19 protein-coding genes are annotated in these 22,528 nt (G+C 64.5%); 9 read left to right on the top strand and 10 right to left on the bottom strand.

Annotated features, from left to right (window positions below; genetic code table 11):
- The 3 genes from C3Y92_RS06790 to C3Y92_RS06780 all read right to left on the bottom strand — a co-directional run bounded on the left by C3Y92_RS06790 (position 1) and on the right by C3Y92_RS06780 (position 2,445).
- Entirely contained in the window at positions 1-624 is a 624-nt protein-coding gene (locus tag C3Y92_RS06790; RefSeq protein WP_129350966.1) for a tetratricopeptide repeat protein, read from the bottom strand.
- A 118-nt stretch (positions 625-742) separates the two neighbouring features.
- Positions 743-1,252, bottom strand: coding sequence for a 4Fe-4S dicluster domain-containing protein (locus C3Y92_RS06785; protein WP_129350963.1), 510 nt, complete (start codon positions 1,250-1,252; stop codon positions 743-745).
- Positions 1,253-1,341: 89 nt separating this feature from the next.
- Positions 1,342-2,445 carry an FAD-dependent oxidoreductase gene (locus tag C3Y92_RS06780; RefSeq protein ID WP_129350960.1) on the bottom strand — a complete coding sequence of 368 codons (1,104 nt, stop codon included), beginning with the start codon at positions 2,443-2,445 and terminating at the stop codon, positions 1,342-1,344.
- 119 nt (positions 2,446-2,564) lie between these two features.
- Between C3Y92_RS06780 and C3Y92_RS06775 the strand changes: the two genes are divergently transcribed.
- Together C3Y92_RS06775 and C3Y92_RS06770 are read left to right on the top strand one after the other, a co-directional pair.
- Positions 2,565-3,455 (top strand): DMT family transporter, encoded by an 891-nt coding sequence (locus C3Y92_RS06775; protein WP_129350957.1) that lies wholly within the window; start codon positions 2,565-2,567, stop codon positions 3,453-3,455.
- Positions 3,456-3,522: 67 nt separating this feature from the next.
- Positions 3,523-4,440 carry a diguanylate cyclase gene (locus C3Y92_RS06770; protein WP_129350954.1) on the top strand — a complete coding sequence of 306 codons (918 nt, stop codon included), beginning with the start codon at positions 3,523-3,525 and terminating at the stop codon, positions 4,438-4,440.
- 230 nt (positions 4,441-4,670) lie between these two features.
- On the opposite strand, the gene C3Y92_RS06765 is transcribed toward C3Y92_RS06770, so the two are convergent.
- Both C3Y92_RS06765 and C3Y92_RS06760 read right to left on the bottom strand, forming a co-directional pair.
- Positions 4,671-5,822: a glutamate racemase gene (locus C3Y92_RS06765; RefSeq protein ID WP_165352075.1), complete on the bottom strand. Its 1,152-nt coding sequence runs from the start codon at positions 5,820-5,822 to the stop codon at positions 4,671-4,673.
- 127 nt (positions 5,823-5,949) lie between these two features.
- A complete protein-coding gene (locus C3Y92_RS06760) occupies positions 5,950-7,053 on the bottom strand; it encodes an acyltransferase family protein (RefSeq protein WP_129350949.1) in 1,104 nt (367 codons plus the stop codon).
- 495 nt (positions 7,054-7,548) lie between these two features.
- Here C3Y92_RS06760 and C3Y92_RS06755 point away from each other — a divergent pair, with 495 nt between their 5' ends.
- The 5 genes from C3Y92_RS06755 (at position 7,549) to C3Y92_RS06735 (ending at position 12,179) form a co-directional block, all read left to right on the top strand.
- Positions 7,549-8,301, top strand: a complete 753-nt coding sequence (locus tag C3Y92_RS06755) for an ABC transporter substrate-binding protein (RefSeq protein WP_129350946.1) — start codon at positions 7,549-7,551, stop codon at positions 8,299-8,301.
- A 75-nt stretch (positions 8,302-8,376) separates the two neighbouring features.
- Positions 8,377-9,090, top strand: coding sequence for an amino acid ABC transporter permease (locus C3Y92_RS06750; RefSeq protein ID WP_129350943.1), 714 nt, complete (start codon positions 8,377-8,379; stop codon positions 9,088-9,090).
- A 1-nt stretch (position 9,091) separates the two neighbouring features.
- Positions 9,092-9,880 carry an amino acid ABC transporter ATP-binding protein gene (locus C3Y92_RS06745; RefSeq protein WP_129350940.1) on the top strand — a complete coding sequence of 263 codons (789 nt, stop codon included), beginning with the start codon at positions 9,092-9,094 and terminating at the stop codon, positions 9,878-9,880.
- 8 nt (positions 9,881-9,888) lie between these two features.
- Entirely contained in the window at positions 9,889-10,581 is a 693-nt protein-coding gene (locus tag C3Y92_RS06740) for an amino acid ABC transporter permease (protein WP_015861754.1), read from the top strand.
- Positions 10,582-10,817: 236 nt separating this feature from the next.
- A complete protein-coding gene (locus C3Y92_RS06735; protein ID WP_129350938.1) occupies positions 10,818-12,179 on the top strand; it encodes an FAD-binding oxidoreductase in 1,362 nt (453 codons plus the stop codon).
- A gap of 54 nt (positions 12,180-12,233) precedes the next feature.
- On the opposite strand, the gene C3Y92_RS06730 is transcribed toward C3Y92_RS06735, so the two are convergent.
- The 3 genes from C3Y92_RS06730 to C3Y92_RS06720 all read right to left on the bottom strand — a co-directional run bounded on the left by C3Y92_RS06730 (position 12,234) and on the right by C3Y92_RS06720 (position 16,797).
- Positions 12,234-12,800 (bottom strand): GNAT family N-acetyltransferase, encoded by a 567-nt coding sequence (locus tag C3Y92_RS06730; protein WP_129350934.1) that lies wholly within the window; start codon positions 12,798-12,800, stop codon positions 12,234-12,236.
- Positions 12,801-12,805: 5 nt separating this feature from the next.
- A complete protein-coding gene (locus tag C3Y92_RS06725; RefSeq protein WP_235669636.1) occupies positions 12,806-15,127 on the bottom strand; it encodes a tetratricopeptide repeat protein in 2,322 nt (773 codons plus the stop codon).
- Positions 15,128-15,432: 305 nt separating this feature from the next.
- Positions 15,433-16,797, bottom strand: a complete 1,365-nt coding sequence (locus C3Y92_RS06720) for a diguanylate cyclase (protein ID WP_235669635.1) — start codon at positions 16,795-16,797, stop codon at positions 15,433-15,435.
- A gap of 330 nt (positions 16,798-17,127) precedes the next feature.
- Here C3Y92_RS06720 and C3Y92_RS06715 point away from each other — a divergent pair, with 330 nt between their 5' ends.
- Positions 17,128-18,879, top strand: coding sequence for an NAD+ synthase (locus tag C3Y92_RS06715; RefSeq protein WP_129350928.1), 1,752 nt, complete (start codon positions 17,128-17,130; stop codon positions 18,877-18,879).
- Positions 18,880-19,190: 311 nt separating this feature from the next.
- Positions 19,191-20,006 (top strand): hypothetical protein, encoded by an 816-nt coding sequence (locus C3Y92_RS06710; RefSeq protein WP_129350925.1) that lies wholly within the window; start codon positions 19,191-19,193, stop codon positions 20,004-20,006.
- Positions 20,007-20,140: 134 nt separating this feature from the next.
- Here C3Y92_RS06710 and C3Y92_RS06705 read toward each other — a convergent pair whose 3' ends face one another.
- Together C3Y92_RS06705 and C3Y92_RS06700 are read right to left on the bottom strand one after the other, a co-directional pair.
- Positions 20,141-20,407 carry a DksA/TraR family C4-type zinc finger protein gene (locus C3Y92_RS06705; protein ID WP_129350922.1) on the bottom strand — a complete coding sequence of 89 codons (267 nt, stop codon included), beginning with the start codon at positions 20,405-20,407 and terminating at the stop codon, positions 20,141-20,143.
- A 77-nt stretch (positions 20,408-20,484) separates the two neighbouring features.
- Positions 20,485-22,371: a hybrid sensor histidine kinase/response regulator gene (locus tag C3Y92_RS06700; protein ID WP_129350919.1), complete on the bottom strand. Its 1,887-nt coding sequence runs from the start codon at positions 22,369-22,371 to the stop codon at positions 20,485-20,487.
- Between the last annotated feature and the right edge of the window lie 157 nt (positions 22,372-22,528).

Below are 22,528 nucleotides of genomic sequence, written 5' to 3'. Positions count from 1 at the left end.
CTACTGCTGCCGGCCGCACGGCCCGGCGTGGCCTTCGTGGCTGCCTTGGCGTTGGTAGTCAGTGACGAAATCGAGGAGCTTTTGGGTATTGGCCACGCTGACCTCGTCGCCGACCTTTTTAAAGCATTCGATGGACCGGCCGTACCAGGCCTTGGCCGCTTCCAGGTCGCCGCGCAGGTGGCTGACGATGCCGAGCTGATGGCTGGTCTTGGCTTCGCCGGCCACGTTGCCGCTCTTTTCTTCCAGGGCCAGGGCGCGGATGTACCATTCCATGGCCGTGTCGTTGTCCTCGGCCAGCTGGGCCACCACGCCAAGCTGGTGGCAGGTGACGGTCATGCCGCCGTCGAGGTCCTCGCGTTCGCTGATGGCCAGGGATTTTTCCAGCCAGGCCCGGGCTTCGTCGAGTTCGCCGGCTTCCTGGCAGGTCAGGCCCAGGTTGTGGCTGGTCATGGCCACGCCGATGTCGTCGCCAAGGGCCTCGAACTGTTCCAGGGCCTTGGCGAAGCCTTCCCGGGCGGTCTCGATTTCCTTGCGGGACAAGGCTTCCAGGGCGCTTTGGTGCAGGGCCTCGGCCTTGGCGGCTTCCGGGGACAGGTCCGTGGCGTCGGTGTCGGCGCTATTCATGGCGTGCTCCTTGTCGGCCGGGGTCCTGGTGACGGTCGGCCGGATTGACGGTCATGTCTGGTTTGACCGAAGAGGTGCCGCGTCCTGGCGCGCCGGGTCAAGCTTTTTATGGGCCAACTCACTCGCCGGGCTTGGTTTTCGGAGGTTTGACGAAGTCGAGCACCCTTTGCTCGGCCGCCCTGGCCGCCTCGTCGGGCAGCGTTTCGGCCGTGGCCCGGTCCACGTATTCGATGGCCCCGCAAGGGCACATGGCGGCGCAGGCCGGCTCCAGGCCGCGCTGGCGGCGGGCGGCGCACAGGTCGCACTTGACCACGGTCACGCCCTTGTCGGTCTCGAAAATCGCCATGTAGGGGCAAGCGAGCATGCACTGGCGCGACTGGCAGCCCCGGCAGAGCATGGGGTCCAGCACCATGGCCCCGTCGCGGTCGCGCACGATGGCTCCGCGCTTGCAGACCTTGGCGCAGTTGGGTTCGGCGCAGTGCCGGCAGTACAGCGGGGCCATGAAGCCGGTTGCCGTGCGGATCATGTGGATGCGCGGCATGTCGTGGACGAAGCGGCAGACGTATTCGCACGTCTCGCAGCCGATGCACTTGCCGTAATCAATATACAACGTCTTCTGTTCTTCCATTTTCACTCCCGCTGCAATCGTCCCCCTTTCCCATGTGGGGGGTCCGGGGGCCTCAGGCCCCCGGCCGCCGGAGGCATCTTCGTCTTTAATTATCTTCCCCTTACCCTGGGCGCGTCGCGGAAATCGCCGCCGGGGAAGCGTTCGGCTTCGCGGCTGATGAGTTCGTCGCCGGTGAATTCGGTCTGGCGGTTCTGGGCCTTGAGGTCGAGCCACTGGGCCAGGGAGCGGGCGGCGCGCAGCCCGGAATAGATGGCCTTGCCGATCTTGCTGGGGCCGGTGAGGGCATCGCCGGCCACGAACACGTTTTCGATGGCGGTCATGTTGAGCCAGCGCACTTCGCCCTTGCGCACGGATTCAAGGCCGAGTTCCTTGGCAAAGGGCGGCGTGGCCACCTCGCCGATGGCGGCGACGACGAGGTCGGCTTCGAAGCCGCGCTCCAGGCCGCCTTGTTTGCAGACGATGCCCGTGGCCGCTGTCTCGCCAAGGACGGCCTCGGGCAGGCAGCCTTCGTGCCAGACCACGCCGGCGGCTTCCAGGCGTTCGACTTCGAGGCGTCCGCAGGGGGCTTCGGCCCGGGTGCGGCGGTAGAGCATGTCGACGGAGGCCGCGCCCAGGGCGGCCGCGCCGTGGGCCACATCCACGGCCGAGTGCCCGGCCCCGATGACCACGACCTTCTTGCCGGCCACGTCCGGGGCCTTGACTCCCGGGGCGCAGTAGTGGGCGGCCCGGATGGGGAAGAGAAATTCCAGGCCCGAGCACACCCCGGGCAGGTCCTCGCCGGGGATGCCGAGCTTGCGCGAGCGCCAGGAGCCGGTGGCGATCATGATGGCTTCGTGCTTGGTGATCATTTCGCCCAGGCCCTTGACCTCGGTGCAGAAATGGTCGCCCTCTTCCTCAAAAAGCGGCGCGCTGCAGCAGATCTTGGTGTGGGTGTGGAAGACCACGCCGTATTGGCGGGCCATGCGCAACGTGCCGGCCTCGATACGCTCGCGCGGGATGCGGTGGCCGGGGATGCCGAACAGCATCAGCCCGCCGGGTTTGGGCATCTTGTCGTAGACCTCGACGGCATGGCCCAGGCACGACAGGTAGCCGGCGGCTGCCAGGCCCGAGGGGCCGGCCCCGACGATGCCGATGGAGATGCCGCTTGGCGGCGGCGGGTCGCCGCACTGGAAATTGAAGTTCATGGGTTCCATGGCTGCTCCGGGTTTGGGGCAGCCTACCCCGGAAAATCAGCCGGGTAAACGCCGTAACGCATGACTTTTGCAAGTGATTATGCGAACAAGCTCCCCCCGAAGGGAAAAGGAGCCTGGCCATGACGCGAATCTACTGCAAACTCGTCGGTTCGGCCGTGCTGTGGGGCGGCACCTGGGTGGCCGGCCGGGTGCTGTCCACCTACATGGGACCGTTTTCGGCGGCGTTTTTGCGTTTCGCCCTGGCTTCGGTGTTCCTCTTTTGCCTGACTGCCCGCGTGGAGGGAAAATTCCCCAGGCTGGCCCGGCGCGACCTGCCCTGGCTGCTGACCCTGGCCGCCACGGGCATCTTTGCCTACAACGCGCTGTTTTTCGCCGGGCTTCGCACCGTGCCGGCCGGCCGGGCGGCGCTTATCGTGGCCTGCATCCCGTCGGTGGTGGCGCTGTTTTCAGGTCTGTTTTTCCGTGAGCGTTTCACTAAGCTCAAGATCGCCGGCATCGCCATCTCGTTTGCCGGCGTGGGCTGCATCGTCTCGGGCGGCGATCCGGCGGCGCTGTTGGCCAAGGGGCTTTCGACGGGGGATTTGTGCATCTTCGGCTGCGTGGCCGCCTGGGCCGCCTACACCCTGGCCGGCAAGAAAGCCATGGAGCGGGTGGGGCCGTACAGCGCCGTGGCCTGGTCGTGCATCCTGGGCGCGGCCATGCTGTTGCCGCCGGCGTTGGCCTCGGGCCTGTGGCGCGACGTGGCGGCGGCCGGGCCTATCGCCTGGGGCTGCGTGGGCTTTTTCGGCATCCTGGCCACGGGCTACGGGTTTTCCTGGTATTATGAAGGCGTCAAGGCCATCGGCCCGACCAAGGCCGGGGTGTTTATCAACCTCGTGCCGGTGGTGGCCGTGATCCTTGGCCATGCGCTGTTGGACGAGCCGCTGTCCCCGGCCCTGGCCGTGGGGGGGGCGCTGGTGCTGGCCGGGGTATGGCTCACCAACCGGCGGCCGGGCGCGTCCCAACGTTAACGGCCTTGCCTTCCCCCCATCGAGAGGCTAGACAGCCTTACTCGCCTCATGTTGCGGAGCCTACTGCATGGAATTGCCCACCGCCCCGGCAACGATCCTCATCGTTGACGACGCCCCTTCCAACCTGGCTGTCTTGACCGAAGCCCTGCGCAGCGAATACGACGTGCGCATCGCCTCCAGCGGCGCCCAGGCTCTGCGTTTGGTGGAAGAAAGTCCGCCGGACCTTATTTTGCTCGACATCCTCATGCCCGACATGGACGGCTACGAAGTCTGCCGCCGTTTCAAGGCCCGGGCGGCCACCCGCAACATCCCCATCATTTTCCTGACGGCCAAGGGCGACGTGGCCGACGAGACGCTGGGGCTGGCCCTGGGGGCCGTGGACTACATCGTCAAGCCGGTGAGCGTCCCCATCGTCCAGGCCAGGGTGCGCACCCATGTGGAACTCAAGCGCCGGGGCGATCTGCTGGAAACGCTGTCCATGCGTGACGGCCTGACCGGCATCGCCAACCGCCGCCGCTTCAACGACTGCCTCAACCGGGCCTGGCGGCAGGCCATGCGCGGGGCGACGTCCATGAGCCTGCTCATGGCCGACATCGACTGTTTCAAAGCCTACAACGACACCTACGGCCACATGGCCGGCGACGAATGCCTGAAGGCCGTGGCCGCCACCCTGGCCGGCGTGCTCAAGCGCCCGGGCGATCTGGCGGCGCGGTTTGGCGGCGAGGAATTCGTCGTCATCCTGGAAGAGACCGACCTGGCCGGGGCCATGCATCTGGCCGAGGCCATGCGTCTGGCCGTGTCCGACTTGGGCCTGACCCACGACGGCTCGTGCGTTTCCAAGGTGGTCACCATCACCCTGGGCGCGGCCTGCTGCGTGCCCAAGGCCGGGGGCAGCGCCGAGAACCTGCTGTGCCTGGCCGACCGCAAACTCTATGAAGCCAAGATGGCCGGCCGCAACCGGGTGCTTGGCACCCAGCTCGTCTGATTATCTCTTTGTTGGTCCTTCAGGATTTCTCGCGGGAGCTGGCGGATACGGTTCCGGAGCAGACCAGGAGCGGGCACGTCGCGCCATGACAGGGCCAATGCAACACCTTGTCGAAACGCACACCGGCGGCCGATGTTGCCAGGTATGTCTTCCCGGGGGATGCACTCTGGCCGAAAAGGTAAGCGGCCAAGAAAAGGCCTCTTGTGCTTTTCGGCGCAGACTCATGCACTTCATGGCGCTGAGGAAAAAGATTCATTGACGACGATAACGTCCTTTAATTCAGGAAAAATGGTCCTCACCAGATTTTGTGTCTGGGATACATTGTCTCCGCTTATCACAACCTTAGGCTTCGCTCTCTCAACAAGCCCTGCAAGTTCCTGTTCTGAAACAGTAAAATCCCTAACTTTATCTTTGTATTGTGAATAAATGGCGGCATAGGCGTAACTTGCAGCAAAATCTCCTTGCTCAACAAATTGTGTGGAGGAATCAGCAGCCTTTTCCGCCATCATCTCCTTTGCAATAAGACCTTTGAATACGGGGTAATGCGTGCAAAACAGGCCGACAACGGAAAGAGCGTGATCCAGAGAAAGCCTTGCAAGAAATTGTCTTACGTCATCCTGAACGATCCGTTGTTTGACGTCTTGCAAAGCGCCTTCTTCAATCATGCTGACCCAGTTCCCCGGCGCAAACTGGTAGATGAATATGGTTTTCTTTTTGGGAAGCCGGACGAGGCTGCGAGAAACAAAATTGGCCGTTTGCCGGGAGGAGTCCTTCCAGTCGTCTTGCCTGATTTCCTGGATGTCGCCATTCTCCAGCTTCCCTTGATAGATGTCCGCCAGCTTCGCGGGATAGGTCATGCTTTTCACTGTTGCCGGCGTTGCGAATATAGCGAGCGTCGCCGTCTCATTCGTGGCGAGAAGCTTGTCCAGACGTTCTTTTACGGCGCCTATGGTCGGCGTTATGATTGACAGGACGGAGTGCTCCTTGTCCGGATACTTCTGCTTGATGTTTTCGATGACGGCAGGATGCTGTGTCGAGGCGGTATTGCAGGCGATGGCCACGACCTCGGCTCCGTCTTCCAAGGCCTTTTCCACGCCAAGCCCGGTCAGCCTCGCAATCTCCGAGGGGGGCTTGTTCCCATATGGGGCATGTTTGGAATCGCCATAATGCGTAATGGAAATGGCGACATTGTATTTCTTAAGCAACTCCGGCGCTTGATCCAGCATGCATTTTGCCGTGAAAAACCCGCCAAATCCGGAGTCGAACGTCGCAAGATCAAGCTGTACCGGTGGCAACGATTGCCCGGCATGGGGTTGTAAGCCCGCCCCGCAGCAGCCGTTCAAAAGAACAACAACGACAAAGGCCAAAAGCATACGTGCCATTTTCCGCATTTCTCTCCCCAACATCAAATTGTTGCGTCTCAAAACGAAAAGATACGTCTCACCGCGAGCTGCATTCGACTTGTTGCAACGATCTCTTTGCAAATTGGCTACGCCAGAGGGATATACATCACGAGGTGCCACTATTCAAAGCGGCAGCAGTCTTTTCTTGAATGAACATCAAGAGCACTGCGACGAAAAACGAAAGAACGAGAATGGTCAAGGCACAGATTGAATGTGTTAGAACAGTCGAAGACGGCCTGCTGTACAATTCGATGATTGGCTCTCGTATTATCCCGTTGACAAGAAACATGTAGACTGAAATTTTTCCTGTATAGTTCAAGAAATCATCAAGCCGGCAAAACTTGTGCACGAACAATAAGACAGGGTGCGAGACGATGACGCAAAACAAAAGAATTGCGAAGGACGAAAAATACCAAAAAAACTCATAGACATTGCCAAGAAGGTACAAGAGCAAACAAACTGCGGCCAGCACCGTCGCTTGTACGTTTGTGATTTCAATTTTACGGCTTCGCACGAAGTAAATGCCCAGCGACACTTCCGGCAGCCATCCGATGATATTCTTTTTTAAAAAAATGTATTCTGACAACAGGTTGTTAAACGTCATCAGTATAAATATGGAAGCAATTGAAATCACCAGAAGAAAATAATTCCCGTACTTTTTCGTTCCCCACATCAAAATATGCAGGACAAAATAAAGTTGAATTATTGCTCCCAAAAACCACCAGGGGCCAACAATGACTGCGTCATAACTCGAAGTGAAATTTACGAAAGTTGCGAGTTGCAACAGCAGATGGTAAGGACTGAGTCTTGCATGGGTTCCGTATTGTCCGAACAACAGCACAAAGACGAGCAGAAATAACGTTGATAGGGCTATGGGGATATATAACTTGACCAGTCTCGTTTTTACAAATTCCCAGTATGGAACGTTCTCGCTTTTATTGAATTTGTAGGCAAGTCCATAGGCTGAAAAGAAGAAGAAGTAGGCCACCCCGACATACCCAAATGCCATCAAAATACAATTTGGCAGGGCAAGAATATTATTGGACACGTTGTCCCAAAAAAACTGTATCCGGGAAATGGAAAAATCAAACTCGTTACATACCTTTGTTGGCCTGTAAATTGGATGCAAAGCATTATGTAGCACTATGAATATAATGGATATTGCTTTCAATATCGACGTATCCCGGAGAGACAATTTGTTAACGACCATTGTCCACCTTCTTCCTTTTGTGTCTCGAGTTCTGTTCTCTGGGCACAAATACACCGTAAATACCCCTTACCATGCCAGAAACTGTTTGCCAATCTCATTGCGAATCCGCTGCACAATTCTTTAAAGTATCTCTTGGCTCGTAACCCCTTGGTGGGTCTTTTTTTTCTGGTGCATACAAGTGCTCCCTGGAACCGCTTGAAAAATCTTCCTTGAAGCCCGCGAACACGAGGAGAATTCGTTTACCGTGGCCCCCTCGCGGCTCAACCCGCCTGAGATGTGTTTTTATGATTCCGCGCAGTTCGGCGGGGAGACCAAGGCAACGGCCCAAGCGCCCTGTTTCCGGCCCGCCCGGCCGACGCCGGCCTTGATCGCCAGGGGGTTGTCTGTTACTTTTTTCGCTTGCGGATTTGAGCTTGGCCAGTCGCGCCGGACACCCGGCGACGTCGGATACGTTCTTGTCCCCGCATCTGCCACCTTCAACCCCGGGAGCGAACCATGCGCAAACGTTTTGGCCTTCTTCTGGCCGCCCTGGCCGCCTTTGTCCTGTGCTTCGGCGGCCTGGCCCAGGCCGAGGAAAAAGTCTACGTCAACGGCATCGATTTCGGCTTTCCGCCCTTCGGCTTCGTCGACAAGGCCGGCAAACCCACCGGCTTCGACGTCGAATCCCTGGACTGGATCGCCAAAAAGATGGGCTTCAAGGTCAAACACCAGCCCATGGATTGGGACGGCATCATCCCCGCCCTTTTGGCCAAAAAGATCGACATCATCGCTTCCGGCATGAGCGCCACCGCCGAACGCGCCCAGAAAGTCGATTTCTCCATCCCCTACTACGAAGTCACCCAGGTCCTGGTCGTTGGCGACAAGGAAGCCACGCCCTTTGCCGATATCCTCAAGTCAGGCAAGAAGATCGGCGTCCAGCGCGGCACCGTTACCGCCAAGCTCCTCGAAGGCTTCGTCGGCCAGCCCGGCTACAAGTTCGAACTCGTGCCCTACGACTCCACCGACCTGTCCATGGAAGACGTGAAAATCGGCCGCATCGCCGGATCCGGCATGGACAGCACCATCGCCGCCGAAGTCATGAAGGCCCCCGGCTTCAAGATCGCCGGCACCTTCGACGCCGCCCCCGAAAAGTACGGCTACGCCATGCGCAAGGAAGACAAGGAATTCCAGGCCAAGGTCAACGAGGGCCTCAAGCTCCTCATGGCCGACCCCTACTGGAAGGAACTCAAGGCCAAGTACGGCATCTAGCAAGCCCGCTTTCCCGCAACGCTCCCGGGCCACGCGCCTTACGCGCGGCCCGGGGCGCTCCCCCGGACGTATTTCATGGAAGGATTTATCACCGCCGCGCAGGCCAGCTGGGAGGCCATGCCCTACATTCTCGGCGGACTGTGGTGGACGGCAGGGCTTATTCTCGGAGCCATGCTCGTGGGCTTTGTCCTCGGCGTGCCCCTGGCCGTGCTCCACGTCTACGGCCATCCGCTCACCCGCAAGGCCGTGGCCGGCTACGTTTGGCTCTTTCGCGGCGTGCCCATCCTCGTGCAGCTCTACCTCTTTTATTTCGGCATCATGGCCTACCTGAGCGAAATCCCGGCCCTGGCGTTTCTGCCGCTGTCCTCGGGATTCCTCTCGGCCGTCATCGTGCTGGGGCTGACCAGCGCCGCCTACCAGTCGCAAATTTTCCGAGGGGCCATGGCCAGCCTGCCCGCCGGCCAGCTCAAGGCCGCCCGGGCCCTGGGCATGAGCGACGCCGTGGCCATCCGCACCATCATCCTGCCCCAGGCCCTGCGCCTGGCCATCCCGGCCTGGTCCAACGAATATTCGATCCTGCTCAAGGACTCCGCCCTGGCCTTTACCATCGGCGTCCTGGAAGTCATGGCCCGCACCCGCGCCGTGGCCGCCACCACCCACCAGCCGCTGCCCCTGTCCATCCTGGCCGGAGCGCTCTTTTTCTTCCTCACCTGGGCCGGCATCAAAACCCTCAAACGCCTCGAAGCCAAGGTGCGCATCCCCGGATACGCGCACCAGGGAAGCCTGTAGCATGGACGATCCGGTCATTTTGCGCGTGGAGAACATCGTCAAGACCATCGGCGGCCAGCGCATCCTGGACGATGTCTCGTTTTCCGTCAAAAAGGGGCACTTAAAAGTCCTCATCGGCCCCTCCGGAGCCGGCAAGTCCACGCTTTTATCCTGCATCAATTTCCTGTCGCCCCCGGACTCCGGGACCATTTCCCTGGACGGCAAGGCCGTGGACGGCAAAAGCAGAAAAGAACTGCTGGCCCTGCGCCAGCAGGTGGGCATGATCTTCCAGGACTTCAACCTCTTTGACCACCTCTCGGCCCTGGAAAACGTCCGGGTGGCGCTTGTGAAGGTCAAGGGCCTGGACAAGCGGGCCGCCACCAACCGGGCCATGGAAGAACTCGCCCGGGTCGGGCTGGCCGACAAGTCCACCCTCTACCCGGCCCAGCTCTCCGGCGGCCAGAAACAGCGCGTGTCCGTGGCCCGGGCCCTGGCCATGGACCCCAAGGTGCTGCTGCTCGACGAACCCACCTCGGCCCTGGACCCCGAACTCATCGGCGAGGTGCTCACCGTCATCCGCGATCTGGCCGACCTCGGCATGACCATGGTCATGGCCACCCACCAGATCAGCTTTTCCGCCGCCCTGGCCGACGAATTCCTGTTCATGGAGCGCGGACGCATCGTGGAACGCGGCGCGCCCTCCCAACTGCTCGCCCGCGACTCCGGCAGCCGCACCCAGTCGTTTTGCGCCAAGCTCAGCGAACTGGCCGGCGACGGCCACTGCGAAATCGCCCCGGCTCCCCGGGCCTAAGGACGCCCATGGACGATTTTTTCGCCTTTGCCTGGGAGCGCATCATCCCGGCCCTGGACGCCGGACTGTGGACCAGCATCCTGCTTATCGTGCCGGCCTCGCTTTTCGGCGTGGCCATCGGCGTGTCCGTGGGCGCGCTGCGGGTCTACGGTCCGCGCCCGGTGGTCAAGACCCTTGACGCCTACGTGTCGCTGTTTCGCGGCACGCCGCTGGTCGTGCAGCTCTACTTCTGGTACTTCGCCCTGCCCTACGTGCGCATCGGCGATTTCGCCCTGGTGCTGTCGCCCATGTGGGCCGCCATCGTCGGATTTGCCCTGTGCAGCGGCGCCTACCAGTCCGAATACATCCGGGGGGGGCTGCTTTCCATCAAGCGCGGCCAGCTGCGCGCCGCCCAGGCCCTGGGCATGACGCCCTTCCAGTCCGTCACCTCGGTGGTGCTGCCCCAGGCCTTCCGCCGGGCGCTGCCAGGCTGCGGCAACGAAATCATCTACCTCATCAAATACTCGTCCCTGGCCTCCATCATCACCGTCAGCGACCTGACCGGCATGGGACGCAGCCTGGCCAAGTCCAGCTTCCGCAATACCGAAGTCTTCATCGTCGTGGGGCTGTACTACCTGGCCCTGGTCACCATCGCCTCGTTCCTCCTCAAGATCGCCGAAAAGAAACTGGAGATCCCAGGCTTCGAAAGCAAACGCGAGTAGTGAGAGAAAGAGAAGAATGCCTCCGGCGGCCGGGGGCCTGAGGCCCCCGGACCCCCCAAATGGTTTAAGGGGGATGGGCGGGAATATGTCGGCCCTCGTGGGTGTTGCAATCGCCGTCGAACCCCCTGAAAAATTTCTTCAGTCGGGGGGTCTGGGGGCCTCAGGCCCCCAGCCGCCGGAGGCATCTTATTCTTCCCCTCTTCTCATCCTCCCCTCTTCCCTAAAGGACACACACCATGAACGCCGCATTGCTGGACGCGCTGGGGCGCGAACTTGGGCCGGGCTTTGTTTATGACGAGGCGGCCAGGGACGCTGCCGCCAAGGACGACGCCGGTTTGCTCATTCCGCCCGAGGCGGTGTTTTTTCCGGCCGATGCCGGGGACGTGAGCCGGCTGATGGTGCTGGCCGGCCGGCATGGTTTTGCCGTGACGCCGCGCGGGGCCGGCACGGGGCTGGCGGGCGGCTGTCTGGCGGTTGCGGGCGGCGTGGTGGTCGATTTGTCGCGCATGGCCCGTATTACGCTGTTGGACACGGCCAATTTGTGCGCCGCGGTCCAGGCCGGGGTGGTGACCCAGACCTTGCGCCAGGCGGCCAAGGAGGCAGGGCTTTTTTATCCGCCCGATCCGGCCAGCCTGACCACCTGCACCCTTGGCGGCAACGCCGCCACCAACGCCGGCGGTCCGGCCTGCGTGAAATACGGCGTCACCCGCGATTATGTGTTGGGGCTGACGGCCGTTTTGCCGGACGGCGAGGTGGTGCGTTGCGGCACGGCCACGCGCAAGGGCGTGGTGGGCTACGACCTGACCGGGCTTATGGTCGGGTCGGAGGGGACGCTGGGGATCATCACCGAGCTGACGGTGAAGCTTATTCCGCATCCGCGCGAGGTGCGGGCGGCGGCGGCGCTTTTTCCGGACGCGCGCGCGGCCGTGGCGGCGGTGGCGGCGGTGATGGCCGGCGGCGTTTCGCCCTGCGCCCTGGAGCTTATGGATCGAGCGTGTCTGGGCATCGTGGCCGAATTGTTGCCTTTCGAGCTGCCCGGTCCGGAAGCGGCTCTGCTCCTTTTCGAGGCCGACGGCGACCCGGATCAGGCGGCGCGGGACATCGGGCGCATGGAGGCCGTGTGTCGCGATGGCGGAGCGCTGGCCGTGCTGCCGGCGCAAAACGCCCAGGAGCGCGAGGAATTGTGGGGCATTCGCCGCCAGATTTCCACCCGCATCCACGAGAGCGCGCCCTTTTACCTGTCCGAGGACGTAGCCGTGCCCATCGCCCGCATCCCGGACCTCATCGACGCCTTGCCGGCCCTGGGGCAGCGCCATGGGCTTAGGGTCTACGCCTTCGGCCATGCCGGCGACGGCAACATCCACGTCAACATCACGGGCGAAGCCGGCAGCCGAGACAGGGCCATGGCCCTGGCCAGGGATCTCATCGCCGAGGTGTTGGCCCTGGGCGGCACCATGTCCGGTGAGCACGGCATCGGCATCGCCAAGCGGCCCTTTATCGACATGGAGTTGTCGCAGAGGAGCCTGTCCCTGCAACGCGGCATCAAGGCCGCCTTCGATCCGGCGGGGCTTCTGAATCCGGGAAAAGTGCTGCCCTAGGCGGTGTTCGGCGCATCGGGAACACGCCGGCCGGTCGGATCACGAAGCGCCGCCCTAGCCCGGGGCCTTGGCCCCGACGGCCTTTCGCAGATAAAGGACCTCGAAGGGGAGAGACTCGAAACGCGCCGTGCGCACGGCCCGAAACCCCAGGGTTTCGTACCACTGCCGCAACTCGTGCTGCTTGGCGATGATGCCGATTTCGACCTGCCCCGCGCCGATCCGCCCGGCCAGGGAGCAAGCCCGGCCGACCAGCGTCCGGCCAAGCCCCAGGCGGCGGCAGGCCTGAGCCACGGCCAGTCGTTCCAGGATGCTGTCCCCCTCGACCGGCTGGCGCAGGCCTACGCAGCCGCAAAGCGTCCCCCTGTCGAAGGCCAGCAACATGGTCGTGCCGAGCGCCATGCCGCGCTCGATGCGCTCCCGGGTCATGAGCGAGGGATGAGTCGGGCAGTTGCCGGCGTGAAGGTCGAAACGCCGGGCCACGTCGCCGTAAGCCAGGGCGACGAGTTCCGCCACGGCCCCCGCCTCCTGAAACTCGGCCTCGCGCACGATCCAGTCCTCTCCGTCGTGCGTTCTCGCCTCTCCATCCAGCGCGACAGACGGCGCGACTTTCCACTTATCCATGAGGATCAGGCCGTCCGCTGCACCCAGAACTGGTACATGTTGAGAAACGTGTCCGGATTGTCGGCCTCGAAGGCGTGCCAGTTGCTCAGATTGACAGCGGCCGGATCGTCCGGAAAGCGGGCATGGTAGGCCGCAATAACTTCCGGCTCGGCTTCCAGGCCAATGATACGAAGGCCGTTTTCCAGGCAAAACGTCTTGATCTCCAGCAGGTCCAGGCAGTGTTCCTGGACATGGAACAGCAAATCCCGGCAACCGCTGGCGCTGAAAAAATCCCCCAGCAGAAAGCGGCCCCAGCTCGGTTCCCAGGGCATGTCCAAAAGCTCCTGGCGAAAGGCCCGAATGGTCTCGGGCGTGGCGTCCAGGCCCCGGTCGGCGATCATCCGGCGCACCTTGGCGATGCCGCGCCGGGCCAGGCGGCTGTAAAGCCCGATGCGCATGACCCCGCCCGGGCGCACCAGCGGCAAAAGCGCCCGCCAGCCCCCGGCCGGATCGGCCAGATGGTGCAGGACGCCGGAAGACTCCACCAGATCGAAGTCGCGCCCCAACCCGCTCAGGCGCAGCAGGTCGGCCTGGGCGTATTCGATGTTGCCCACGCCCTGCTCCAGGGCCTTGCGCCGGGCATAGCACAGGCTGGTGAGGCTGAGGTCCACGGCCAGCACCCGCGCGCCAAGGTAAGCCCGGGCCGTCTCCAGGGAATGCTGCCCCGTGCCGCAGCCGGCCACCAGCACGTCCAGGGTCGGCCCGTCGGGCACGCCGGCCAGATCGGCCCGGGGGAAGCGTTCGCGCAAATTGGCGGCCAGCGTCATCGGCGCTTCGGCCGGGGCCGGCAACACCCAGCGGGGATAGGGATTTTCCTCGTATTGCCGCCGCACCAGCCGGGACACGCCGTCCTCGATGGGGGTGAGCGCCGGGATGCGGCCGCGAAGCTCCTGCTCGGCCGCCGGCTCGACGAGCTGCTGCGTCAGGACGCGGCCCACGGCCTCGGGCCAGGGACGCTCCAACAGCCCGGCATGGCCGGGCACGGCCCGAAGCGGGCCGTAGGCGGCGGCGGCCAGCACCCAGGACGGGGCAATGAGCCCGCAGCCGGCCAGGGCGTCGGCCAGACAGTCCCGCAGCACGGCCACGGCCACTTCCTCCTCGGCCGTCACATGAAATACATACTCGTTAACCCGACATTGCCGGGCCAGGGCGGCATGGAAGGCCGTCACCCGCTCGTCGGCGGGGGTGACGTCGCGGACATGGGGTTCGTCGGCGGCGGCCTGGGCCAGCAGGCAGGACCGGGCCAGGGTCAGGAATCGCTCCAGGGCCGGGGAAGAGGCCGGGCCGGCGTCGAGCCAGGCGCGCAGCAGCGCGTCTCCGGCCACGGCCCCGGGGCCGGCCGGGCCGTAGAGATCCTGGGGCGTGAGTCGTCCGGGCCAGGTGTTGAGCGCCCGTTCCAGGCAGCCGGCGATGGCCGGATCGGCTTCCAGCATGGGCGAGACCACGCCCGCCACCTCGACGCTCCGGGTCCAAGGGTCGGTCAGGGCGGCCAGAAGCCGCTCGCGCCGGGGCGTGCCGGCAGCCGGGGCCGGCTGGCCGCGCAGACAGGCGACAAAGAGCCGGCGCAGTTCCGGCCCGGGCGTTAGGTCCAGGCCGGCCTCGACCACGGTCAGGGCCTCGGCCGGATAGCCGCGCGCAAGCAGTGTGTTGGCCAGCAGGATGCGGGCCTCGACCAGGCCGGGTTCCAGGCGCAGCGCCCGCCGGGCGCAGTCCTCGGCCTCGGCGGCGCGCCCCAGGGCGGTTAGGGCCACGCCGCAGTTGGCCAGGGCGTAGGCGTAGTCCGGGCACAGGGTCAGGGCCGCCTGGTAGCGCGGCACGGCCTCGGCCGGCCGGCCCAGGGCGTAGAGGGTGTTGGCGAGATTGTAGAGGGTGCGCGGCTGGTCCGGTTTAAGGTCGAGGGAGGCCTCGTATTCCAGGCGCGCCTCTTCCAGGCGGCCGCAAGCTTCCAGGGCGCTGCCCCGGTTGTTCCGGGCGGCCACGGAATCGGGGTCTATGGCAAGGGCCTGCTCGAAGCAGTCCATGGCTTCCTCCGTCCGCCCCAGGCCGAAAAGCGCCAGCCCGAGATTGCTGTAAAGCCCCGCCTGCCGCGGGGAGATGGTCAAGGCGCGCCGCAGCGGGGAAATGGCCTGCTCGTTTCGTCCCTGGCGCAGCATGGCGGCGCTCAAGACCGTCCAGCCGTAGGCGTCGCCTGGGTGGAGCACGGTGAGCTTCGTGGCCCGCTCGACGATTTCGCCCAGCCGTCCTTCCTGAAAAAGCGCGGCCACGGCCTGTTTCTCGGCCTGTTCCACGCCCTGCGCCGCCGCTGGTGTCCCCTCGGTCCGCATCCGCCACCCCGCCCGGTTGCCGTTGCCGCCGCTCGTCGTCCGCCCAAACGCGCCGCCGGTCCGGCCGCGTCATGGCTCAGGACAAACGCGGGCTGGTCCGGGATTCCCGCCAGCGTAGCACGGTTTTGCGTCGCCACCAAGGGGGGCGGGCCGACGACAACGGCGAAGGCGGCGCACAAGACTCACTCGCGGCGGCCTTGAGCAGCCCCGGCCTGCGCGGCAAGCAGACGGGCAGCAGGAGGCAGGATAATGCCAGAGGCGGCTGGCGCTCAGGCGGCCATGGCCCGGTCGCGGCCGGCGTTTTTGGCCCGGTACAGGGCGTCATCGGCCCGGATCAGCAGGCTGTCCACGGAGTCGCCCGGGGCAAAGGCGGCCACGCCCAGGCTCACAGTCTGAACTGAGCCGGTCTCGAAGGGTTCTCCCCGCACGGCCAGGCGCAGGCGCTCGGCCAGGACCAGGGCCGAGGCGGCGTCGGTTTCCGGGCACAGGACAAGAAATTCCTCGCCGCCCCAGCGGCCCACCATGTCGCTGGCCCGCACCGTCGCCTGGGCCGCTTTGGCCAGGGTTTTGAGCACCTTGTCCCCGACCAGATGGCCGTGGGCGTCGTTGACGGCCTTGAAGAGGTCCACGTCGAACAGGATGACGGCAAAGGGCCGGTTGTAGCGCTCGGCCCGGTCGGCCTCCTGGCGCAGCACGGCGTCGAGATGGGTGCGGTTGGCCAGACCGGTGAGCGGATCGGTGCGGGAACGGCGCTCCAGCTCGGCGTAAAGCTTGTTGATGCGCAGGTTCCAGGCCACGACGATGGCCACGATGAGGGCAAAGCCCGCCGCGATGCGGCCGACAAGCCCGTAATCGGTCACGGTCTCGACGTTGATGGACACGTGGCGGTTGACGATCTCCTCGCGTTCGGCCGGGGTGATGGTGCGCACGGCCTTGCTGAGGATATCGCGCAACTGGGGCATGTCCTTGGACACGCCGATGCGCAGGGCATTGTCGTAGCCCGGCAGCTTGCCGGCGATCTTGAGGTTGAAAAGCCCTTCCTTTTTGATGGTGTAGGCGGCCACCACCAGGGAACGCAGGGTCATGTCGGCCTTGCGCTCGGACACCATGTCCAGGGCCTCGCGCTCCGAGGCGCTGTTTAATACGCGCAGGTTGGGATAGTCCCGGCGCACCCGCTCCTCCATGGAGGTGCCGGAGGGAAAGACGATGGTTTCTCCGGTCAGCTCGGCCGGATCGGCGATGAAGAAATGTTCCTCCCGGGTGATGAAGACATTGGCGTCGGTGAAAAGCGGCGGGGTGAATAAAAGCCACTCATCCCGGGCCGGGGTCTGGTTGAGAAAAGCCAAAAGCCGGCAGCGGCCGTCCTTGGAGGCGGCCACGGACTCGTCCCAATCAGCCGTGGGCACGATGCGGTAACGCAGCCCGGCCACCTCGGCCGCCAGCCGAAACAGGTCGGCCCCCACGCCCTCGTACTGCCCCCGGGCATTTAAACGCTCGAAAGGCGGCCAGTCCGGGTCCACGCAGACCGTCACCGGCCCGAGGTCGCGGACATAGGCCCGCTCTTCGGGCGTGAAGTCCGCCAGTTCGGCCCGGGCCGGGCCGGCCAGGCAGGCCAGACACGTCAGAAAGACCAACGCCAGGAGGCCGCCTCCCGGCTGCAACCAAACCGGGCGACGCGCCACGCCGGGGCGTACGACCCCTGGGGCGCGAAAACCCTTCAAGCAACACCTCCGCCCCGGCGGCCCCTGGCCATGGTTCGACGGCTGCAGCCAGCCGCATCGAAAACGCCCTCTTCGCCGGCGAAGAACAATTCAGGATTATGCATGGTTTCAGACATACGCGGCAGGAAGAACGACGGCAAGGGCTAATGCCGCTCTGATCGCCCTCCCCTGTCCCGCCACGGTTGCCGGCAGGTGCAAGAAGAGCTAGAGATTCCCGGAACCTGACCGCCTAAGGAGGCCGCCATGCCCGCCCTTCGCCTGGCCCTTTGCCAGCTCAATCCCACCGTCGGCGACGTGGCCGCCAACGCCGCCGCCGTCGTCTCCCGCCTGCACGCGGCCCGGAACGGCGGAGCCGACATCGTCGTATTCCCGGAAATGGTCGTGGCCGGCTATCCGCCCGAGGATCTGCTGCTCAAGCCCGATTTCGTGGCCGCCTGCATGGCCGCCGCCAGGGACATCGCCCGGGAGAGCCAGGGGCTGACGGCGATCTTCGGCTGCCCCTGGTTTGAGGGCGACCTCGTAAACGCCGCCATTATCGCCCATGACGGGGCTGTGGCCGGCCTCGTGGCCAAACGGTTTTTGCCCAATTACGGCGTGTTCGACGAGAACCGCTATTTCGCCGCCGGCCAGGGGACCACGGTCTTCGACCGGGGGGGGCTCACTTTCGGCGTGTCCGTGTGCGAGGACATCTGGTACCCCGACGGGCCGCCCACCGAGCAGGCCAAGCACGGCGGGGCGCGGCTACTCATCAACATTTCCGCCTCGCCCTACCACATGGGCAAGGGGACGTCCCGGGAGCGGATGCTGGCCACCCGAGCGGCGGACAACGGGGCCTTTGTGGCCTACGCCAATCTGGTCGGCGGCCAGGACGAGCTGGTCTTCGACGGCCACAGTCTGGTCTTCGCCCCGGACGGTTCCCTCCTGGCCCGGGGGCGGCAATTCGACGAGGACATGGTCTGGTGCGATCTTGACGTCGATCTGCCCACCCGCCAGCGCTTGCTTGACCCGCGCTGCCGCAAATGGGAGCCGGCCCCGGCCTGCCGCCCGGTCCGCACGGCCCTTTCTCCCCTGGCCTCGCCGGCCCGGCCGGCCCTGGCCCAGGCCACCATGGCCGCGCCCCTGGAACCGGTGGCCGAAGTCTACCGCGCCCTGGTCACGGCCACCCGGGATTATGTTCGCAAATCCGGCTTTTGCGGCGTGGCCCTGGGCCTTTCCGGCGGCATCGACTCGTCGCTGACAGCCGCCGTCGCCGCCGACGCCCTGGGGCCGGAAAACGTGCTGGGGGTGGCCATGCCCACCCGGTTTTCCTCAGACGACAGCCTGGAAGACGCGAAGGCCCTGGCCGAGCGCCTGGGCATTGAGCTCAAGACCGTGGTCATCGAGCCGATCTTCCAGGCCTTCCTCGACGCCCTTGGCCCCATCTTCGGCGACCGGCCCTTTGACGTCACCGAGGAAAACCTCCAGCCGCGCGTTCGCGGCACGCTGCTCATGGCCCTGTCCAACAAGTTCGGCCGGCTGGTGCTGACCACGGGCAACAAGTCCGAGGTGGGCGTGGGCTATTCCACCCTCTACGGCGACACGGCCGGCGGCTACGCCGTGATAAAGGACGTGCCCAAGACCCTGGTCTACGCCCTGTCGCGCTGGCGAAACGAACAAGCCGGCCTCGACGTCATCCCCGAGCGGGTGCTGGTCAAGCCGCCCACGGCCGAGCTGCGGCCCAACCAGAAGGATTCCGATTCCCTGCCCGAATACGACGTGCTGGACCCGGCCTTGCGGGCCTATGTGGAACTGGGGCTGTCCCCGGCGGCCATGCTGGAGCGCGGCCTGGACCCGGCCGTGGTGGACCGGGTGACGCGGCTGGTGGACCGCAACGAATACAAGCGCCGCCAAAGCCCGCCCGGCCCCAAGATCACCTCCCGGGCCTTCGGCAAGGACTGGCGGCTGCCCATCGTCAACCGCTATTCCCCGGATCGCGGTCCCTGCCCAACCTCGTAAGGCATCGGCCGCTTCCGACGACGTCGCCGTGCCGCAGCTGTCCGGGGCCGGCCGTCGACAACCATCGACGTGCCGGCCCGGCTGGCGCCATCGGCGACGGCGGGGCCGTTTCCCAGACGCTTGCGCGCCTCGCGGCCAGGGCCAGACGGTTTTTGCCGGCCCTCCCCCCCGTCGCGGCCCCTGCCCGGTCACCCGACATCGCCCCTCTCCACATTCCCGCCCCTGGCCGGGAATTTCCTGATGACGCCTAAAGTCCCCCCCGGTTGCGGCCGATGACAACGTAAAGGGATATTTTAACGGGGCGGACGGCCATGGCGCTGAGCGATTACGAACGCAGCCTGCTCATCGACACCTCGATGCAGCTGATGCAGCAAAGCCTGTTGAGCAACTTCCTGTTCCAGTCGGGACCGGTTGGGCAAAGCCTGCGCGACATGATGCTCGCACCGCGCAACGTCGTGCCGCGCACCAACCCCTTTGACGAGGCCATCACCGGCACGCTTCGGGCCGACGTGCGCACCACGCTGCAAAATTCCGCCAACGTCTCGGAAGCGGCCGCCATGGTCGGCATCGCCAACGAGAGCGTGGCCACCATCAAGAGCAATCTGGAGGAGATGAAGGCCATCATCGAATCCATCAGCACCACGCCGACGGCCGCCCAGACGAGCACCTACGATTCCCTGCGCAGCGAAATCTTAAGCCTCATCCCGCAGACGGAATACAACGGCATCTCGCTGCTTGACGGCACGAAGTGGGACACGGACCAGATCGACGCCAACGGCAACGTCTATATCCAGGCCTACAAAAACGGCGGCTTCAACCTCAATTTCCAGGATTTCAACGCGCTCAATTTCACCGAGCTCACCAGCGCCAACCTGAACAACTCCACCGACAGGGCCACGGAACTCGCCCGGGTGACGGACAAGCTCGGCAGCACCACCATCATCAACGACATCTACACCAACCGCCAAAGCGGGCTGGAATATCAGGCCGAAAACCTCAAGGGCCAGTCGGAACTGCTGGAACAGGCCGTGGAAGCGCGACGCCAACAGCCCACCAACTCCGTTGAAGACATCCTGCTCAATCTGCTGCTTCGCGACACCGGCTCGCTGCTTGATACGTCGAGTTAGGGAGAAAACGGAAGGGATGCCTCCGGCGGCTGGGGGCCTGAGGCCCCCAGACCCCCCAGATGGAGAAAGGTTTAAGGGGGTTTCGGCGTGGGATGGCTCTCTGTCGGCCGAGAAGTCCAAGAGGGCTCGGGGCGTCAGCGCAGCTGGCTGTCCTTGTTGCCGCGCCGGTTGTAGAGGCTGGCCGCGCCCTCGTCGGCGTCGCGTTCCTCCTGGCAGGCCACGCACAGCCGCACCCCGGGCAGGGCCTTTCTCCGGGCCTCGGGGATGTCCTCGCCGCAAACCTCGCAGACAAGCAGGCCCTCGCCGCGCGGCAGCCGGCCACGCGCCCGGGCCGCCTCGTCCTCCACGGAATGGGCGATCTGGTCCTGCACCGCGCCGTCCGCTGTCCAACCTCCAGCCATGGGCACGTCCTCCCTCGCCTCTGCCATGCCGCGAAACGGCGTCCCTGACAAGCCGGCCAGGCTCGTGACAACAGGGCCTATGCCCTGCCCCGCCCCGCGGCCAGGGCCGCTTCGATGGCATGGGCAAGGGCGGCCTTTTCCACCGGCTTGGACAGGTAGACGTCGGCTCCGGCGGCCAGACAGCTGTCCCGGTCCTCGGTGAAGGCGCAGGCTGTCATGGCCACGATGGGAACGCCGGCCTTGGCCTTATAGCGGGCCTCCCCGCGAATGGCCCGGATGGCCGTCAGGCCGTCCATCTCCGGCATTTGCAGATCCATGACCACCAAATCGAAATCCGCCTCGGCCAGGGCGGCCAGGGCCAACGCGCCGTTGGCCACGTCCGTGACGACATGGCCCAGACGCCGCAGCAACTGGCGACAGGCCAGACGGCTTATGGCGTCGTCCTCGGCCACCAGCACCCGCAGTCCGGTCGGGGCAGCCGCTGCGGCATTCCGGTACGGCAGCGGACAGGCGGCGGCCAGCAGGTATTCGAAGGTCAAATAGACGTCGGTCCCCTCCCCCGCCCGGCTGTCGATGATCACCTCGCCGCCCACAAGGCGCATCAATTCCCGGACAATGGACAATCCCAGGCCGACGCCGGGCAGTTCCGGCACGTTCCGGCTTTTCTCTTGGGAAAAGACCGTGCACAGGCGCGGCAAAAACCCTTCGGACACGCCTGGTCCGTCGTCAGCGACCAGACAACGCACCATGGCCCGCCCCGCCCGGACGCGAACCAGCCGACACGACAGGCGCACCCCTCCACGGGCCGTAAACTTGACGGCGTTGCCGATGACGTTGTTGAGCACCCGGCGCAGCTTCTGGGAATCGCCAATCACCTGCTCCGGCAACGTCTCGTCGAGCCAGAGGCTCCAATTCAGCCCCTTGCCCCGGGCCAGGGCGGCCAGGGGGGCGCAGGTCTCCTCGACCACGGCCGGCAGCGAAAACGGTTCGAAGACCGTTTCCAGGCGGCCGGACTCGATGCGGGAAATATCCAGGATGTCCGAGACCAGCGCGCCGAGATGGCGGGCCGAAGCCAGGGCGGCTTGCAGGCAGGCGCGGTCCTGGGGAGAGAGTTCGGCCTCTTCCAGCACCTGCAACATGCCAAGCACACCGTTGAGGGGCGTGCGCACCTCATGGCTCATGGTGGCCAAAAACCGGCTCTTGGCCGCGTTGGCTTCGTCGGCTCGGCGACGGGCGGCGATAAGCGCCGCTTCCACCTGCTTGGCGGCGGTGACGTCCTGGATGATGCCGAACACCGTGCCGGACGCGGCGTTGTAGGCAGCGCGCGAGTGGATGTCGATCAGCGCCCCGTCGGTTGGCCGCAATATCTGGAAATCGACGGCGTAAGGCTCGCCGCGTTCGATCATGGCGGTCCAACTGGCGTCCAGCATCTGGCGATGTTGGGGCAAGGGGCGGTCCTTGGCCTCGTCCAGGGTCATCTCCCCGTCGCCAAGGCCATAGATGCGCCGGGCCCCTTCGGACGTGGAGAGCGCCCCGGTGGCCACATCCACTTCCCAGTTGCCGGTCCTGGCCACCAGCTCGGCTCGCTGGAGGCGTCTGCGGCTGGCTTCCAGTTCTTCTGTCCTGGCCATAAGGGCAGTCAGGCGCGCCCGATTGGTCCGGTGGAGCTGGCACACCAGGAGCGCCAGGAGCGGCATGGTGGCCAGAAACACCAGCAACCGCTGGACGTTGGCCGGACTGTACTGCAAAAGCGCCCCGGGCTGGGACCAGTCCACAAGCACATAGGCCAGGGAGATGGCAACGCTGCAAAAGCCGGCCGGACAGCCGCCGAGAAATGCCGAGACAACGATGGACAGGGCAAAAAAAAGCACAGGATTGGGGATGACGATGCCGTTGAACTGCAATACGCCAAGCGCAACGACGGTCAGCAACGTCAGGAATATCCCCATCCAAGTGCGCAGCATGGTCGGCAACCCGATTCTTGCCCCTGCGACGAACCGGGCAAAGCATGGCAAAAAAGTGAACGAACTCCGACAGAGCATCCAACCAACGCAGACAGCTGACCTGCGCTGGATTGCTGCAACCGTTTGTCATACGGCTTTCCCGTCTGCCGCCTGTCGA

The organism is Solidesulfovibrio carbinolicus (assembly GCF_004135975.1).
In the GTDB taxonomy this organism is placed as follows: domain Bacteria; phylum Desulfobacterota; class Desulfovibrionia; order Desulfovibrionales; family Desulfovibrionaceae; genus Solidesulfovibrio; species Solidesulfovibrio carbinolicus.
The sequence above is the reverse complement of the archived record's forward strand: the minus strand, read 5'-3'. Positions and strand labels throughout refer to the sequence as shown.